Genomic DNA, 16,213 nt, shown 5'->3' with positions numbered 1-16,213 from the left:
TAACTCTTAGTTTATCTAAGATTAGGATGGACAGGAAATGACATTCTATTCATCTTTTACAATAAAAGTTTACTAACGAGCCTTTAATAATAGGTGCCATAAGGAGACATGTGAGGATTAGGGTAGCGATATGGATAAGGGTATGGACATGGCTTCATGTAGTGCTGCGGCATTGTTTGTTTTGACGGAGTTTGATCGGTTGCTGACTGGACACGATGACAGCCTTTTGGTGGTCCGATATAAGTGGATGGAACAATCGGTGCAATTGTTTTCTTCCATTGTTCTTCATCTAAACAATACGTATGCGCCATAATATTTGCTGGTGTAAATTTCAAGATATCGGAACCTAAAATGACCTCTGGCGTTGGTGCATCAAAAATCGCAAGTAAATGAGTATTATCTTCTGTTGCTATTTCATAATGCCACCAGCCCTGCGGTATATTGGCAACTTGCCCAGGTCTAATGGGATAGTTTTGTATTTTCTTTGTAAAGGGATTCAAGATGGAAACCGTCGCTGCCCCAGCGATACAATAGACGAGCTCAGCGGCATTTTGATGGTAGTGTGGCTCAACGATATTTTCTTTACTCAAAAAAATATCGAGTAAAGATGTATTTTCTACTGTATTTAATTGTTCCACACTAAGAATATTAATGTAATTTTGTGAATCCTTTTTAAAAAGCGTACTTTTATTAACATCAAAAGTGAATTCTGTAGAGGGAGAGGTATAGTCGATATTTGAGCTAATACTTACATCCTTTCTCATGAAAGTGGGATATTCATCATCATAGATTATGTTTCAACAGCATATAGGCTTACACAGATGCCTAGAGAGCAGCTACGGAACGTATCTTTTTAAAAATTAGCTAAAATTACCACCTCTAATTAAGAATGTATGTACGTGTAAAGAAAAGTAGATATTTGTTCTTTTTATATAAAGTATTGTAAATGTGTAAAAGGCATATGCAGAGCTGTAAAGGGGCGTTCAACAGGAAAGAATCGGTAGCGTCACCAAATCGTCCATATGATGTAGATAGAGAAATCAGGTGCCATTACAAAAAGGTGTGTAAAAATCATCAACATAACAGGTGAATCTTTTACTTTACAAGGCAAGAGGGGTGTACGTTTCCTATAAACAATATTTTAGCCATGCTGCCCATTTTACAGCGAGAGTCTAAGGTCATAAAAGATATTTTTTATATTGATGTGGAATGTTTTTATATGGAGTAGTTATAGTATTCTATGGATATTATAACTGCTCTTTTTTTACCTATACACCTCTTCTATGATTCACCTATCCAATCATGAAATTTACACTGCTCTTATAGGGCATAGAAGGAATCTAGATAAACAAAATACCGTTCTTATTACTGTAAAACTGATGCACTTGATCCACAATCTATTAGCAGGCGGCCTTTTTAAAACAGTCGCTGGCTATTTTAATTTCCTAGATTACATATAAACCGACCCTTCCAATCCCTCCTTTTACAGCCCTCCTAATTTTCTATAAGCAACTACATCACTGACTGTATCTGCCACTGATGCCTTGATGGGGTTAATTGGAAAAATTATGAATTACTGTGAGTTATTTATGGTTTGAAAGTTCTGTTTTTTTATACAATTACTAGGAAAATAGATTTAATCTATTTTTCATAAATTGATACAAATTATCAATATTTCAGAATATTTAAATATTCCGATTCTCGAATTAGTTCCATTGTGATAAATTGGAAATATCACACTAAACTGAAAAGTGTGACAATTAAAGGAAGAGGAGGAAATGAGATTTGAAAAATTTTAAGTTTATGAAGTTTTTAAGTAGTATTCTAGTTTTCGTTATGGTGCTTTCTCTATTAGTTCCATTGTCGAGTGCTAGTGCTGAAGAATCGAAACCATTCAAGCAAGATAGTCAAAGTGAAAGTATAATTCAACTAAAGGCGGCTATTGCTGAACAGCTAAGCTTGTCTAAAGATGGTCCAACCCTCCATGAAAGCTTAGAAAATGTATCAGGCAATCAAAAGGTTGCAGTCATCGTTCATTTATCCGAAAAGCCTGTTGCATTAGAGCAAGGAATAAGTGAAGTCAAAGGCCGAAAATTCTCTAATGCCCAAGCAAAAGAAGTTCGTTCCAATGTAAAAGTACAACAAGCAGAAGTTAAAAAAGAGTTAGCTATTAAAAATGTGGAGATGACTCAAGGTTACACATTTGATACTGTTTTAAACGGTTTTGCAGCAACTGTGAAGGCAAAGGATCTCCCAAAACTGCTTACAGTTGATGGAATTACATTAATTGAACCTGATGCAATTGTTTACGCATCAGAAGATAATACGATGAAATCATCGGAACTTATGAAGAAAGATTCAGTAGAAGCTCAAATGAATACAAGTAATTCTTTCCTTGGTATCGAACAGCTTTGGAAGGAAGGAATTGAAGGACAAGGAATAAAAGTAGCAGTATTAGATACTGGTATTGATGCAGATCACCCTGAATTCGCTGGAATTTATAAAGGCGGAAAAAACTTTATTCCAAATTCTTCTACTTACACGAAGCCTCGAGCAGATAACGATGCATCGGAAACATTACCTTCAGAGCGTCCAGTCGGGACACCTGAATTTAATGAAAAAGGAAGCTCGTTCTATACTTCTCATGGTACACATGTTGCTGGAACAATTGCAGCAATCGGCGCTAACGAATTTGGTATTAAAGGAATTGCGCCAAAAGTAGACCTTTATGCTTACCGTGTTCTTGGAGCATACGGAAGTGGAGCTACATCTGGTATTGTTAAAGCAATTGAAACTGCTGTAAAAGAAAAAATGGACGTTATCAACCTTTCACTTGGCGGGGGAGCCAATTCTGAAACGGATGCTGGTTCTTTTGCTATTAATAATGCAATGATGGCTGGAACAATCGGAGTAGTTGCAACAGGAAACTCTGGTCCAAATCGCGGAACAATGGGTACTCCTGCAACAGCTCGTTTAGGCATTGCTGTTGGTAACACAACAAATCCTGAAACAATGTATAACGGGGAAGTGAATGTTACAGTTGGCAATTACAACTTAACAAAACAGCTTCCATTAATGGGAACGACTTTTGGGAAAGATGTAGCAAAACAGCTTCAAGGAGAATTTGACCTAGTTGCTGTTCCTGGAAACGGAGAAGTAAAAGACTTTGAAGGAATTGATGTAGAAGGGAAAGTGGCATTGATTTCCCGTGGCGGTATCGCATTTGTTGATAAAATTGCGAATGCAAAGGCAAATGGAGCTGTCGCAACAATAATTCATAACTTTGCTGGCGGAACAAATGCACCGGACATTTCAGGCACATTCCTTGGTGATTCATTTGAATTTCTGCCAACATTCGACATGTCTCAAACGGATGGTAATGCAATTCGCGCTGCATTAGCAGGCGGAACTGGAAAAGTAAGTTTTAGTAAATTCGCTTCCACAAAGACACTGGGGGATGAGGTAAACTCTTCCAGTTCGCGCGGACCATCTACACCAAACTTTGATATTAAACCAGATGTAAGTGCACCTGGAACAAATATTATGTCAACGATTCCAATGTATAAAAAAGATTTCCCTGATGCAGATTATGGGGAAGCTTATGGTCGTAAAACAGGAACATCTATGGCAACACCGCATATTGCAGGTATTGTTGCATTAGTTAAACAAGCAAATCCTAGTTGGAACGCGTTCGATGTAAAAGTGGCGCTTTCTAATACAGCACAGGTTTTAGATACAACAAAATACGATGTGTTTTCTCAGGGTGCAGGGCGTGTAAATGCTTATGCAGCAGCTCATCCAGAAATTCTTGCCTATGCACTTGATAGCGCAATTTTGGATGGTACGGGTGCAGTTACAGAAAACTTGAAAGGGACAGTTACTTTCGGTCCACAATCATTGAAAGATCAGGATATTTCTGTAACGAAACAAGTTTTAGTAAAAGATATTAAAGGGAACGGCGGCAATTATAACGTATCGATTGATGTGACAAAAACATTTGGTGATGCAACTGTTACAGTAGATCAGCCGACATTTAATCTAGTTGGTGAGCAAGTGTTAAATATTACATTAACTGCTTCACAAGCTACGGCACCAAATGGCTCTGAAATATTAGGGTATATTTATATCAATGGAGGATCTACAGAAATTTCATTACCATTTGCAGCTGACTTAGGTGGCGAGGCAGTAACGGAAATTAAAGATTATAAGATTACAGAAACAGACCTATCCTTTAACGGCGATGGAGTGAAAGATTCAGCTGTACTTTCATTCACATTAACTGGAGACGTAACAACTAACTATATCGAGCTTTGGGATATTATGAATCCTGAAGGTGGAGAATACGAAGACGGCTACATTGGTTATCTACATGCAGGTACTGCGCTAGGAAAAGGCTCTTATACGCTAAATGTTGGTGGGCAGTACAAACCATGGGGATCAGAACCTGCCACAACGATTCCAGATGGCCTGTATACAATTGACTTCACTGGTCTTGCAGCATCAGGAGCAGTTTCCGATTATGTTGGGCCAATTGTTGTGAAAACAACTAAACCAGAAATTACAGGTTCAGTAGCTAATGGTGTCGCTACAGGACAGGTAACAGATAAGTATATCGACTACAATGAAGAGTTAGATTTATATGATTTAAATTATAATTTAAATGATAAATTAAAAGCTTCCTATATTTCGACGATAAATGGTGAAGTACAAGCACCAGTTCCTTTTGAATTAAATCAAGACGGTAGCTTTACATTCCCAGTAACAGCAGAAACTAATGCTGTATCAGTAAAAATTACTGACGCTGCCGGAAATGTTGGTGAAGCAAAGATATATGAAAATGAAGTAGTAACAGCACTTTCTGTAAATCCAACTGAGCTAGACCTAAAAGCTGGAGAAACTGCACAACTGACGGTAACAGAAACGTCAACGCCTGCAAAAGGTGATGCAACAGAGGAAGATGTAACTACAAAAGCTACTTATGTGGTTGGAGATGAAAACATTGCAACAGTAGCAAATGGATTAGTCACTGCAGTAGGTGAGGGCACGACTACTATTACTATTTCATATGGTGATAATAAAGTTACTGTAAATGTTACAGTTAAAGCACCTGTTGTAGAAGTAGTAACACTAGAAATTGACCAATCTCAGGTTGAAACTAGTATAGGTAAGGAAGTTGCCGTGAAGATTACTGAAGTAACTACTTTTGATGGGAAAACAACAGAAAAAGATGTTACAAAGCTTGCAACCTATGAAGTAGCGAATGATAAAATAGCTACTGTAAAAGCAGGGGTGGTAAAAGGAAAAGGTCAAGGTAATACGACGATTACGGTAACGTATGGTGAGCACACACTAACATTTGGTGTGTTTGTAAAGCAAGGTGATGACAACGGAAACGGAAACGGAAACGGTAATGGAAACGGAAACGGTAATGGAAACGGAAACGGTAAAACGGAAATGGAAACGGAAACGGAAACGGTAATGGAAACGGAAATGGAAACGGAAACGGAAAACGGAAACGGTAATGGAAACGGAAATGGAAATGGAAACGGAAACGGTAATGGAAACGGAAATGGAAACGGAAATGGAAACGGAAATGGAAACGGAAATGGAAACGGTAATGGAAACGGAAAAACGGAAACGGAAATGGAAATGGAAACGGAAACGGAAACGGAAACGGAAATGGAAACGGAAACGGTATGGAAACGGAAACGGTAATGGAAACGTAATGGAAACGGACGGAAACGGAAATGGATGGATTGGAAACGGAAACGGAAATGGAAACGGAAATGGAAACGGAAACGGAAATGGAAATGGAAACGGAAACGGAAACGGAAACGGTAATGGAAACGGAAATGGAAATGGAAACGGAAATGGAAACGGAAATGGAAACGGAAATGGAAACGGAAATGGAAACGGAAATGGAAACGGAAACGGAAACGGAAATGGAAATGGCAATCATATAATAATGAAGTCACCGTGGATGATTTATAGTTAATTTCAGTTCAAGTAAAAAGAGAAATTGCACCTCGCAATTTCTCTTTTTACTATTTATAAAGAAGTTCCTTTAAAAAAATTATCTCCTACTAAACTAACTGTGACATATTCTTTCGAATTTTCTTGCCATATTTGATATAAATCAGTTCCTCTTTATTTCTCCCATTCATAGTTCACTTCTTGATCAAGATTTTTTTACCTATTCCCTAATCACAGATGATACAACATTTCCAAAAAGGGCTCACTGGCACTGATAGAATATCAATGCTAGATGGCTGCTTAGTTTTTTACAACTTTCTACTTGACAGGGATAAATTTGAGTACTTGGTCTTTTTCCAAAAATTGAACATTGCCAAGGTAAGAACATTCGTTCTATTATGTATACAAACAAATGTTCCTACGTAATATAGGTAAAAGGGAAAATCATTGTGCTAATAATAAATAACAATCATTTCAAAAAATTACGAGAGGCAATGGGAGGAAACTAAGATGAGAGAACAACTGATTAAAGCTATGCAGCATAAACAATTAGTGAATATGATGTATATAGCAAAAGATGGCTCCATAACAAAAAGGCGTGTAAAAGTCATTAAAATTGTTGGTGATTCATTCCAGGCGTTTTGTTTTACAAGACATGCAAAACGTACTTTTTTGATTAGGAATGTTCTAGCTGTTATTCCTTTTGTTAGTAAGGGACGTGAAGTTATATGAATTATGAGGGTATGCCCAATAGACCAATTATGTGTATCGATATGAGATGCTTTTATGCCAGTATCGTGGCGATGTTACATGGGCTAGATGTTTTAAAAACGCCAGTTGCCGTAGTAGCAAATTTTGACCAACCAGGTAGCGTAGTGCTTGCGGCATCACCATTGATGAAAGAGAAATTTAAAATCAAAACTGGAAGTAGACGTTATGAGATACCAAAACATCCTGACATTAGATTGTTTGAGCCTAAAATGAGTTTCTTTATTCAAATGTCGATGACGATTACTAAATTAATCTCTAATTATGTACCAGTTGATGCGATACATGTGTATAGTGTGGACGAAAGTTTTGTTGATTTAACTGGCACTGAAAAGCTTTGGGGTTCACCTGAGGAAACGGCTAAGGAAATACAAAGAGCTATTCTTGACCAATTTAATATACCTAGTGCAGTAGGTATGGGACCAAATATGTTAATAGCCAAATTAGCTTTAGACCTTGAAGCAAAGAAAACAGGTTTTGCTAAATGGACATATGAAGATATTCCAAAAAAATTATGGCCAGTTCAACCCCTTTCTGAAATGTGGGGGATCGGTAAACAGATGGAAGCAAATCTAAATGCTATGGGGATACAAACAGTCGGTGGTTTGGCTAATACAGATTTAAAAGAATTAGAAAAGCGCTTTGGTGTAATGGGCAATCAACTCTATTACCATGCATGGGGAATAGATCTATCCAAATTAGGGGAGCCGTTAATAACAAACGGAGCGTTAAGTTTTGGGAAGGGCCAAATGTTGATGAGGGATTACCATACACGTAAAGAAATCTCTGTAGTACTTCTTGAAATGTGTGAGGACGTAATGAAGCGAACGCGGGATGCAGGTTATGTTGGTCGTACAATTAGTATTGGTCTTTCTTATAGTCGAAACGCTATGACCAAAGGATTCCATCGATCTAAAACAATTGCAGTACCGACAAGCGAAACACTTGTGATGTATAAAACTTGTATTGAATTACTGGATAAATATTTTACAGGTGAACCAACTCGGCAAATAGCTGTCCGAATATCCAACCTGGAAAGAGAGCATAGTATCCAATTAGATTTATTCGATGATCGTAAGCCACAGCGTCAAATAATCGGTCCTACAATGGATGCAATACGCAACAGGTTTGGAGCTACTTCAATATTAAGAGCAGTTTCTTTCACAAAAGCTGGGACGGCTATTAAGCGCGATCGCTTAGTTGGTGGTCATTTGGCATAGGAGTGATTTATTAATGATACAAGACAGAGGTCATATTAAATGGGCGTCGATGATGTTGCCGGAGCATTTAGAGCTTCTTAGAGAGTATAAACAAGCGCATCCAGAACAGCCAAGAGAATTGACTGAGTGGGAACTGGAAGAACTACAAAAAGCAATTGATCAAGCTTTTAATCAGCAATTGCACATAAAATTAGAAGTGTGGGAGGACTACAAAATCACACAATGGACTGGAATAATTAAATCGATTAATACTAATGAACTCATACTTGAAACACTACTTATAACGAAACGTATTCCAATTCAAAGTATTCAATCAGCTCAACTGGATGCTGATTATTATGATTAAAGCCAACGAAAGACAGTTACTGCATAAATATCTTTTGTTAGAGCTAGCAGTTAAATCATTACAGGTTGACTACTGTAGATTGGAGCAGTTTAAAATGAAAACGGTATTTCTTCCAATGATGGATTCATTGCTAAAGGATCTAAGACAGGAATATTTTCACCTCAAAGGAGAACTTGCACAAAAACGTATACGAGTAGTAGGCTGGCAACTAGTAGATGAATACTTTAGTGACGTACAAGTTGCCACTGCAGGTAATGATGTAGTACTTCGTTATGCAAATCAAGCTCTGAAATCACAGGTGGAAAAATTGTTGATGCATCATATACATGTAGCTTTAAAATAAAGATTGATTAAAGAAAATTTTTCCTTCATTTATCAGCAAACGTAAAAACACTCCATTTTGAAAAAATATTGATCAAAATGGAGTTAAGTATGAGATTTTTATTTGATTAATTAAATGAGCCTTATTCAACTAAAGCTCTGTTAGTTGAATAGACAAAATTCACCTAAATTTTCAGAAGGGAGTGTTTATGCTCAATTCTTATCCTGAAATGGTTCATTATTCGTATTTGTTCTTCAGTTAATTTTTCTATGTCCCAATACATATGCATTAAACTGTATTCAAAAATTTCCTTTAATTTTATAAATAGAGGGAGTTTTTCTAACATCTCTGATGATATAGAATTTTCTTCCTGATACCCTTCAATTATTGCGTTAGATATAGAACGACCATAGTCAACAATATTACTGTTTCCTACAAATGAATATTCCATCGCACTATAGATTGGAACAGCTAAATCAAATATATAGAAGTTTTTTTCGCAATCTTGAAAATCAATCATCGTAAAATTATTATGACTATCTACCAATATGTTTTCTAACCATAAATCACCGTGTATCAAACCATAATCTGACTGTTTTTTCGGAATATCCTTTATTGAGGATAAAACCTCATCTGCAATTTCTCTAATTATATTTTCTTCTTTAGGGATATATTTCAGAAAAGCATATTCTTCATTCTCATACCAATCGTTAATGTATTTAACGGTCTCTATATTTTCAAATGTTTTTGATAGGCGATGTAAACGACCAATTTGTGCATTAGACATTGTCAAAATTGTCATTATGATAAAAAACACTGTATATTCCCTGATTATACCATATGGAAAATCTCTGTTATTTAACTAAATTACAAACATATAGAAGCCGATTTAAATACAATGGGCATCCAAACAGTTGGGGGTAGCCCATGCAGATGGAACGAAATTAGCAAAGCGCTTTGGGGAATTAATACTATTATCATGCATGAGGCATTGTTTTCTACATTGGGTGAGCCATTAGTGAGCAATGCGGGCTAAGCCTTGGGAAGGACCAGATGCTGATGAAGGATTATCACACATAAAAATACATTGCGGTTGTGCTGTTAGAAATATGTGGGGACGTGATGCGACATCCAACAGAGTAGGGTGGACTGTTAGCTTGGGCCTCTCTTATAGTCGCAATGCGCTGAATGGGAGCTTGAAAAATTACAACAAACCATCACACATGCATTCGTACAACATAACGATATTATGTTAACTATACGGAAGCAGGCTAATTATGGACAATGGGGAGGCACCATTCAAATGGAGCAGGGAAAACCACGCTTTGTAAGGTATTAGTGAGGCTATACAGACAGCAAAAAGGACAAATTCTTTTAAAGGATAAAGTGTTATCACCATCAAAGCGAAGTAAGCTAACCTATTTTGTCATGCAGGACCCAGATTATCCACTTTATGTGGCAAGTGTTGGGAATGAAATCATGTTAGGCCGGCAAGTAACAGAGACTCTAAGCAACAAGGCGATCGAAGCACTAGAAAATTTTTTGCTTGTCCCACTAAAGGACAGACACCCTGCATCACTAGCAGCAGTATTCTGTAGCTGATGCACAAATTGTACCACGGGATGAGCCTACTAGCGGGTTAGATGGGGCAAAAATGGGTGTAGCACATGGCAAATCAAAATAAATTTGTTTTTGTCATTACACATGATTAGGCTTTTATAGACATTATTTGTGATGAAGTGTTAGTTCTATAAGGAAAGGACCGTAAAAATAGCAACGTCACTCATTTGAACAATGCAAATGAGTGACGTTTACTTCAAAGCGGCAAGTTCATAACGATTTGCTCACCAATAGGGCCTATTCTTCTTTCTCCGTGGTCCACAAAGCCAACTTTGGCATATAGATGCTGGGCAGCCGTGTTTTTATGATTGACAACTAACACCACTTCGTTACATTCTTTAAATTCCTGTTTGACAAAATCAGCTAGTGCAAACATGGCCTTTTTAGCATAACCTTTACCTTGCTGTTGATAATCGATAGACAAAGCGGTTAGTAACATTGCTTGGGGATTACTGGAATATTCTTTTACTCTATCCGTTGCATGAAGAACAAAAAAACCAACTGGCACATGATTACTTAAAATGACAATAGGATATTGTCCAACCTTTTCGATCGTAATTTCTTTTGGAAGGGCTGTAAACTGGTGTTGTTCTTCAGGTAGTTCAAAGCTGTTTAATTGCTCCACATAGTCTTCAGAGAAATGTACTAATTCAATGCTCGTTGTTGTTTGCATAAAAAAGCCTCCTTTTTTATTATTTTAACTATAGAACAAATGTTCGTCAAGGAGGCTTGTATAAAAATAACGCAAGTTGGGACTTTTTAACTTAATAAGTGACCGAAAAATAAAATGAAAGAAATACTAATAATCAAAATAAGTGTGATAACCATTGTCAATATTCCCCGAAGCAAGGTCGTTAAATTTCTTACATCTTTCATGCCCATAAGGCTAAGATAGAAACAGACAATGGACAAAAGTAGTGTCAATGTCAATGGATGAACATGAAGGTAGGTGTCAAAAAAGTTTTTCAATGTGCCTGATAGAAAAAATAGTAGGGTACAACCTAAAGAAAAAATAAATGACCAAAAGTTTAAATTAATTCCCATTGTTTCCCTCCTTCCTACAAAAACGAATTTGTCGTATCGATGTGCCAATGATTCCGTTTGATAGGGTAAAAGGATGAAACAAACAAAAGGGTAGGTGTAAAAGGAGGTCACTTGGACGAAAGTGACCTCAAGTACCATAAAGGAGTATAACGTAAAGTTGAAAGAACTTTACATTACTATTAGTATGCCTGAGCTAGTTGTTGAAGATAGTTATCTATCTCAGACACTAGCTTTTAATTATAAGTCCATATAAAAAAGCTAGAAAAACCTAAGAGAAGGCTGCGGGAGTTGTTTCCTTAGCCTTCTATAAAGGAATAGAAGCTAAAAAACATCCTAGACGGATGTTTTTTAGTATAACGGCTGCTGACAAGGGGGAAAGGCGTTGACATCTTGAATCACATGAAAATCATATTGCTTTAAGGCGAATTGACTTTGATACAAATATTCAAGGACAAGTAGTTTCCCATCTGAAACACCACAGAGGACACCTGAAGTACCTTGACCATTTGTCAAAGAAACACCGACAGGCTGACCGATTAAGTAAGCAATTTTATGTTGCCAAGGCACAATAGCCACTCCTTTCATTATAATATATGAAGGTGGTGGCTAGAGGTTCTTGCCTATAAAGTGACTTTCATTAAATCGTAGCCTCTGTTATTTGTTAAATTGCCATTATCCTAAAGGAATAGGAGTTATAATTGGGTTTCTGATTTTCAGTGGGAATATTGATTTACATAAAAAAGCAAGAGGGGGTTCTTTTAAGTAAAGATAAAAACTATTCACAGAAGAAAACAAAGCAGCAAGGAAGTTACTGATAAAATTCAACTTTATAAGAAGAAGGCCATTTAAGACAATATGAATGCAACCGTGTTACTGAAGAATGTAGTGATATGTTGATCTATTCTTTATTGCATACAAAAGGGATAGCATTGTACAAAAACATCTTGGGGGCGATGTTAAAGGTGCTATCCCGCCATTAATGTATGTGTAAACGGTTATAAACATTACCACTGTGTGTAAATTAGAAAAAACGAAAAATTTTCTTTAAAGTAATGATGTCTTTTGATGATTACTGTAAGTAAAAAAGGTTAATCGCGACCAGCCTCCTACCATAGCTGGTCTAATAATCTCCCACCATACACAGAGACGCTTTTTTACTAACGACGCAGTTAGTTAAAGAGCGTTGCTTGACTTGTGTTCAACAATCGGACCATAATGTGACATAATAAAATTTGTCATTATTTTAATGTGTAATAGACTTAGTAATTACATTTGTTCTTCCTATATAACTTGAAATGAATTTTTTTAAATAAAAAGGAGAGTCAGTATGGAGATAGTATATTTTGCAGGTGGATGTTTATGGGGAGTACAAGCTTTTATAAAAACTTTACCTGGAGTTACGTTTACAGAAGCAGGAAGAGCTAATGGCACAGGTCATACACTGGAGGGTGATTATGATGGGTACGCCGAATGTGTAAAAACGGAATTTGATCCGACCATTGTCACAATCAGGGAATTAATGGGATATTTTTTTGAAATCATTGATCCATACAGTTTGAATCAACAAGGACAGGATATTGGCGAGAAATACAGAACGGGAGTATATAGTGAAAAGCCTGAACACTTACAAGAGGCGAAGGCGTTTCTTGATGAGAGAAATGATTACGATCTTATAGTTGTTGAAGTATTACCTCTTACAAACTATGTAAGAAGTGCAGAAGAACATCAAGATAGGTTAGCTAGATGTCCAAATGATTATTGTCATATTCCAAAAGAAATATTAAATAAGTATAAGTATTGAAGAACATTGAGTTGCATCGGCAGCTCTTTTTTTTCTTTTAAACTAATAGTGCACGTTAAATAATATATGCCCGTTTTATAAATGAATATAATTTAAGCATGATTAGTTCTATTATTATTTTTGGTATTGCAGGCATACTCTATATGCTTTGGTGGAAAATTCTTTCAAGAGAAATATAAAATTTGCTTAAACTAACGGGTAGCAATTGTTCAATTAGTACACTTGCTTCTTGTGCTAAAGAGGCAGATTAGAAGTACTTAATTTAGATATTAACAATATACACTTGTTTTTGAACATCGTCCTCCAAACAAATTTAGCAAAACGTTTTCAAGATTTATCATTTATTCAATGTGCTTCTTGGAGTTATCCATCTAGATAGATTTATCAAAAAATCACTCATGCCAATATCATGAGTGATGTTTAATGGGTAACCTATTAAATAACGCCATCAGCTTTGGTTTTTTGTGTCATTTTTTTTATTTCTAAGTATAAATGATGTCAGGAATAAGAAGCTTGCCACCCATAACGAATAGAAAAGATTTTCAAGCAACGCCCAATGCCCATTTTTAAAATAATCCCATCCTGTTGATAATAAAAATACAACGATAATGAATGTGATATATATAGATTTTCCGAATGTAGTCAATTTAAACACCTCTATTTGTAATGTATGTAAATTGTAGCGTCAGTGAAAGTAGCAGGCTAAAATCAAAGAAGTCCCATTATTATTAGCTATTACAGGTCATTTTAAACGAGATAATGAGAGATTCGAAAAAAGAATGATCAGTGAATAGGTGTTTTTAGTTATAAAAAGATTTTTTAATATAATAATTATGCAAATTTAACAACCGGAAAATTGTATAATTATCCCACTGGTATAGCATAATGAATGAGCATGGAACAGTGTATAAATGCTTTATCGAGATGGAGCTATGTAATTTGTAGATACTGTATAATTCCTTTTTAAAAAAGGGTTTTTTGAAATGATTTATAAAAATACAAGAAGATGTGATGTCAAATGATACGAGCATCCATTTAGGAGACATGCTATCGAATTTGAATTTTTTGTTAATTTATCTTTCTTTTTCCCATTTAGGTGCCAATGAGTGTTATTCTATATTGGAATAATAATTATGGAGGCGATATTATGTATTACAGTAATGGTAATTATGAAGCTTTCGCACGTCCGAAAAAACCCGAGGGTGTCGATGAAAAATCAGCCTATCTGATTGGTTCGGGGCTTGCCTCACTTTCAGCCGCATGTTTTTTAATTCGTGATGGCCAAATGAAAGGTGAGAATATTCATATTCTTGAAGAGTTAGATATTTCAGGCGGTAGTCTTGACGGAATTTTAAATCCGACAAGAGGGTTTATTATTCGTGGTGGTCGAGAAATGGAAGATCACTTTGAATGCTTATGGGATTTATTCCGTTCCATTCCATCATTAGAAATAGAAAATGCTTCGGTTTTAGATGAATTTTATTGGTTAAATAAAGAAGATCCTAATTATTCAAAATGTAGATTAATGGAGAATCGAGGACAAAGATTAGAGGATGACGGAAAGTTCACATTATCCGATCAATCGTCTGAAGAAATGATTAAATTATTCTTTACGCCTGAAGAGAAGCTAGAGGATAAAAAAATTACAGATGTTTTCTCTGATGAATTTTTTGAATCGAATTTTTGGCTGTATTGGTCCACGATGTTTGCCTTTGAAAAATGGCATTCTGCTATGGAAATGCGTCGTTACATTATGCGCTTTATCCATCATATTGGTGGATTACCAGATTTATCTGCACTGAAATTTACAAAGTATAACCAGTATGAATCCCTAGTACTTCCGATGATCAACTATTTAGAAAAACATAATGTTGATTTCCAATATAATACGGTTGTCGAAAATGTTCTAATTGACAATGTTGGAGATAAAAAGGTAGCTCATACATTAGTGTTAAAGCAAAATGGTGAGAAAAAAAATATAGAGCTAACCGAAAATGAATTGGTTTTTGTGACAAATGGTAGTATTACGGAAAGTACAACGTATGGAGACAATAACACACCAGCCCCTGAAACAACTGACTTAGGAGGAAGCTGGTCTCTTTGGAAAAACATCGCTGCCCAAGATGCTGCGTTTGGAAGACCAGAAAAATTCTGTGATAATTTGCCGAAAGAAAGTTGGTTTGTTTCAGCAACACTCACTACATTAGATGATCGAGTAGCACCTTATATTGAAAAGATTAGTAAAAGAGATCCATATGCGGGGAAGGTCGTTACGGGTGGTATTGTAACAGCAAAAGATTCGAATTGGATGCTAAGCTATACATTGAATCGACAACCTCATTTTAAAAATCAACCAAAAGATCAATTAGTTGTTTGGATTTATGGTTTACTATCTAATAAGCCAGGGGATTTTATTAAAAAAAGTATTACGGAATGTAGTGGCAGTGAGATAGCACAAGAGTGGTTGTACCATATGGGTGTACCTGTTGAGGATATTCCAGATTTAGCGCAAAATTCTTGTCAGACAATCCCATGCTATATGCCATATATCACATCTTACTTTATGCCGAGAGCAATAGGCGATCGTCCGTTAGTTGTCCCAAAAGGATCTGTAAACCTAGCCTTTATAGGGAATTTTAGTGAAACTGAAAGAGATACCGTATTCACAACAGAATATTCAGTAAGAACAGCAATGGAGGCGGTTTATCAATTATTAGCAATTGACCGAGGGGTTCCTGAAGTATTTGCTTCTGCCTTTGATATTCGTACGTTATTAGCGTCAACGGCTCGCTTACTAGATGGTAAAAAATTGACAGATATAGATGCGCCATTTATCTTAAAACAAATCGGTAAATTAGGTATTCATAAAACAAAGGATACAATCATTTATGATTTACTAAAAGAAAGTAAATTGATATAAAAAATAGCTCATCCTAACAATTTGAATCAGCACAAAAAAATAATAGACAAAGTCGAAATTCGGACTTTGTCTATTATTTTTTTAATTATTTAGCTTATCGGAAATATTTCTTAATATTTCAGTTTGTTCCTTTTGTAAGTTAATAAATTTAAGTAAGAACCAAACAATGAAAACAACTGGGACAAGATAAAAAAATAAT

At 35.9% G+C, this 16,213-nt stretch carries 12 protein-coding genes and 1 pseudogene; 9 read left to right on the top strand and 4 right to left on the bottom strand.

Features of this window, described 5'->3' with window-relative positions; genetic code table 11:
- Positions 1-83 precede the first annotated feature (83 nt).
- Positions 84-746, bottom strand: a complete 663-nt coding sequence (locus tag MKY46_RS13115; RefSeq protein WP_271913582.1) for a cupin domain-containing protein — start codon at positions 744-746, stop codon at positions 84-86.
- Positions 747-1,785: 1,039 nt separating this feature from the next.
- Here MKY46_RS13115 and MKY46_RS13110 point away from each other — a divergent pair.
- The 6 genes from MKY46_RS13110 (at position 1,786) to MKY46_RS13085 (ending at position 8,650) form a co-directional block, all read left to right on the top strand.
- Complete coding sequence (locus tag MKY46_RS13110) at positions 1,786-5,715, top strand: S8 family serine peptidase (protein WP_340834443.1); 3,930 nt, start codon at positions 1,786-1,788, stop codon at positions 5,713-5,715.
- A 32-nt stretch (positions 5,716-5,747) separates the two neighbouring features.
- Positions 5,748-5,963 (top strand): hypothetical protein, encoded by a 216-nt coding sequence (locus tag MKY46_RS13105; protein ID WP_340834441.1) that lies wholly within the window; start codon positions 5,748-5,750, stop codon positions 5,961-5,963.
- A 520-nt stretch (positions 5,964-6,483) separates the two neighbouring features.
- Positions 6,484-6,705 (top strand): transcriptional regulator, encoded by a 222-nt coding sequence (locus MKY46_RS13100; RefSeq protein ID WP_036129126.1) that lies wholly within the window; start codon positions 6,484-6,486, stop codon positions 6,703-6,705.
- Positions 6,702-7,961 carry a Y-family DNA polymerase gene (locus MKY46_RS13095; RefSeq protein ID WP_036129128.1) on the top strand — a complete coding sequence of 420 codons (1,260 nt, stop codon included), beginning with the start codon at positions 6,702-6,704 and terminating at the stop codon, positions 7,959-7,961. The genes MKY46_RS13100 and MKY46_RS13095 overlap by 4 nt, the downstream gene beginning before the upstream one ends.
- Before the next feature lie 13 nt (positions 7,962-7,974).
- Positions 7,975-8,307, top strand: a complete 333-nt coding sequence (locus MKY46_RS13090) for a YolD-like family protein (protein WP_089932669.1) — start codon at positions 7,975-7,977, stop codon at positions 8,305-8,307.
- Positions 8,300-8,650 (top strand): hypothetical protein, encoded by a 351-nt coding sequence (locus MKY46_RS13085; RefSeq protein WP_036116956.1) that lies wholly within the window; start codon positions 8,300-8,302, stop codon positions 8,648-8,650. Before MKY46_RS13090 ends, MKY46_RS13085 begins: the two co-directional genes overlap by 8 nt.
- A gap of 163 nt (positions 8,651-8,813) precedes the next feature.
- On the opposite strand, the pseudogene MKY46_RS13080 reads toward MKY46_RS13085, so the two are convergent.
- Positions 8,814-9,404, bottom strand: a pseudogene (locus MKY46_RS13080) (phosphotransferase enzyme family protein); the annotation flags it as partial.
- Between the two features lie 563 nt (positions 9,405-9,967).
- On the opposite strand from MKY46_RS13080, the gene MKY46_RS13075 reads away from it, so the two are divergent.
- Positions 9,968-10,231 (top strand): hypothetical protein, encoded by a 264-nt coding sequence (locus MKY46_RS13075; RefSeq protein ID WP_170829824.1) that lies wholly within the window; start codon positions 9,968-9,970, stop codon positions 10,229-10,231.
- A gap of 214 nt (positions 10,232-10,445) precedes the next feature.
- Here the strand turns inward: MKY46_RS13075 and MKY46_RS13070 are convergent, their stop codons facing one another.
- Both MKY46_RS13070 and MKY46_RS13065 read right to left on the bottom strand, forming a co-directional pair.
- A complete protein-coding gene (locus MKY46_RS13070; protein WP_271910103.1) occupies positions 10,446-10,922 on the bottom strand; it encodes a GNAT family N-acetyltransferase in 477 nt (158 codons plus the stop codon).
- A 719-nt stretch (positions 10,923-11,641) separates the two neighbouring features.
- Positions 11,642-11,860, bottom strand: coding sequence for a hypothetical protein (locus tag MKY46_RS13065; RefSeq protein ID WP_340834437.1), 219 nt, complete (start codon positions 11,858-11,860; stop codon positions 11,642-11,644).
- A 760-nt stretch (positions 11,861-12,620) separates the two neighbouring features.
- On the opposite strand from MKY46_RS13065, the gene MKY46_RS13060 reads away from it, so the two are divergent.
- The gene (locus tag MKY46_RS13060) at positions 12,621-13,094 is read left to right on the top strand and encodes a peptide-methionine (S)-S-oxide reductase (protein ID WP_036116946.1); all 474 of its coding nucleotides are present in this window, start codon (positions 12,621-12,623) and stop codon (positions 13,092-13,094) included.
- Positions 13,095-14,241: 1,147 nt separating this feature from the next.
- Positions 14,242-16,014, top strand: a complete 1,773-nt coding sequence (locus tag MKY46_RS13055; protein WP_036116942.1) for an oleate hydratase — start codon at positions 14,242-14,244, stop codon at positions 16,012-16,014.
- Positions 16,015-16,213 lie beyond the last annotated feature (199 nt).

Source organism: Lysinibacillus sp. FSL M8-0355, assembly GCF_038008985.1.
In the GTDB taxonomy this organism is placed as follows: Bacteria; Bacillota; Bacilli; order Bacillales_A; family Planococcaceae; genus Lysinibacillus; species Lysinibacillus fusiformis_D.
The sequence above is the reverse complement of the archived record's forward strand: the minus strand, read 5'-3'. Positions and strand labels throughout refer to the sequence as shown.

What these genes read in the sequence shown, in the direction of transcription:
- MKY46_RS13105 (WP_340834441.1), top strand. Translation starts at nt 5,748, where the DNA reads ATGGATGGATTGGAAACGGAAACGGAAATGGAAACGGAAATGGAAACG.
- MKY46_RS13100 (WP_036129126.1), top strand. Translation starts at nt 6,484, where the DNA reads ATGAGAGAACAACTGATTAAAGCTATGCAGCATAAACAATTAGTGAAT.
- MKY46_RS13095 (WP_036129128.1), top strand. Translation starts at nt 6,702, where the DNA reads ATGAATTATGAGGGTATGCCCAATAGACCAATTATGTGTATCGATATG.
- MKY46_RS13090 (WP_089932669.1), top strand. Translation starts at nt 7,975, where the DNA reads ATGATACAAGACAGAGGTCATATTAAATGGGCGTCGATGATGTTGCCG.
- MKY46_RS13085 (WP_036116956.1), top strand. Translation starts at nt 8,300, where the DNA reads ATGATTAAAGCCAACGAAAGACAGTTACTGCATAAATATCTTTTGTTA.
- MKY46_RS13070 (WP_271910103.1), bottom strand. Translation starts at nt 10,922, where the DNA reads ATGCAAACAACAACGAGCATTGAATTAGTACATTTCTCTGAAGACTAT.
- MKY46_RS13060 (WP_036116946.1), top strand. Translation starts at nt 12,621, where the DNA reads ATGGAGATAGTATATTTTGCAGGTGGATGTTTATGGGGAGTACAAGCT.
- MKY46_RS13055 (WP_036116942.1), top strand. Translation starts at nt 14,242, where the DNA reads ATGTATTACAGTAATGGTAATTATGAAGCTTTCGCACGTCCGAAAAAA.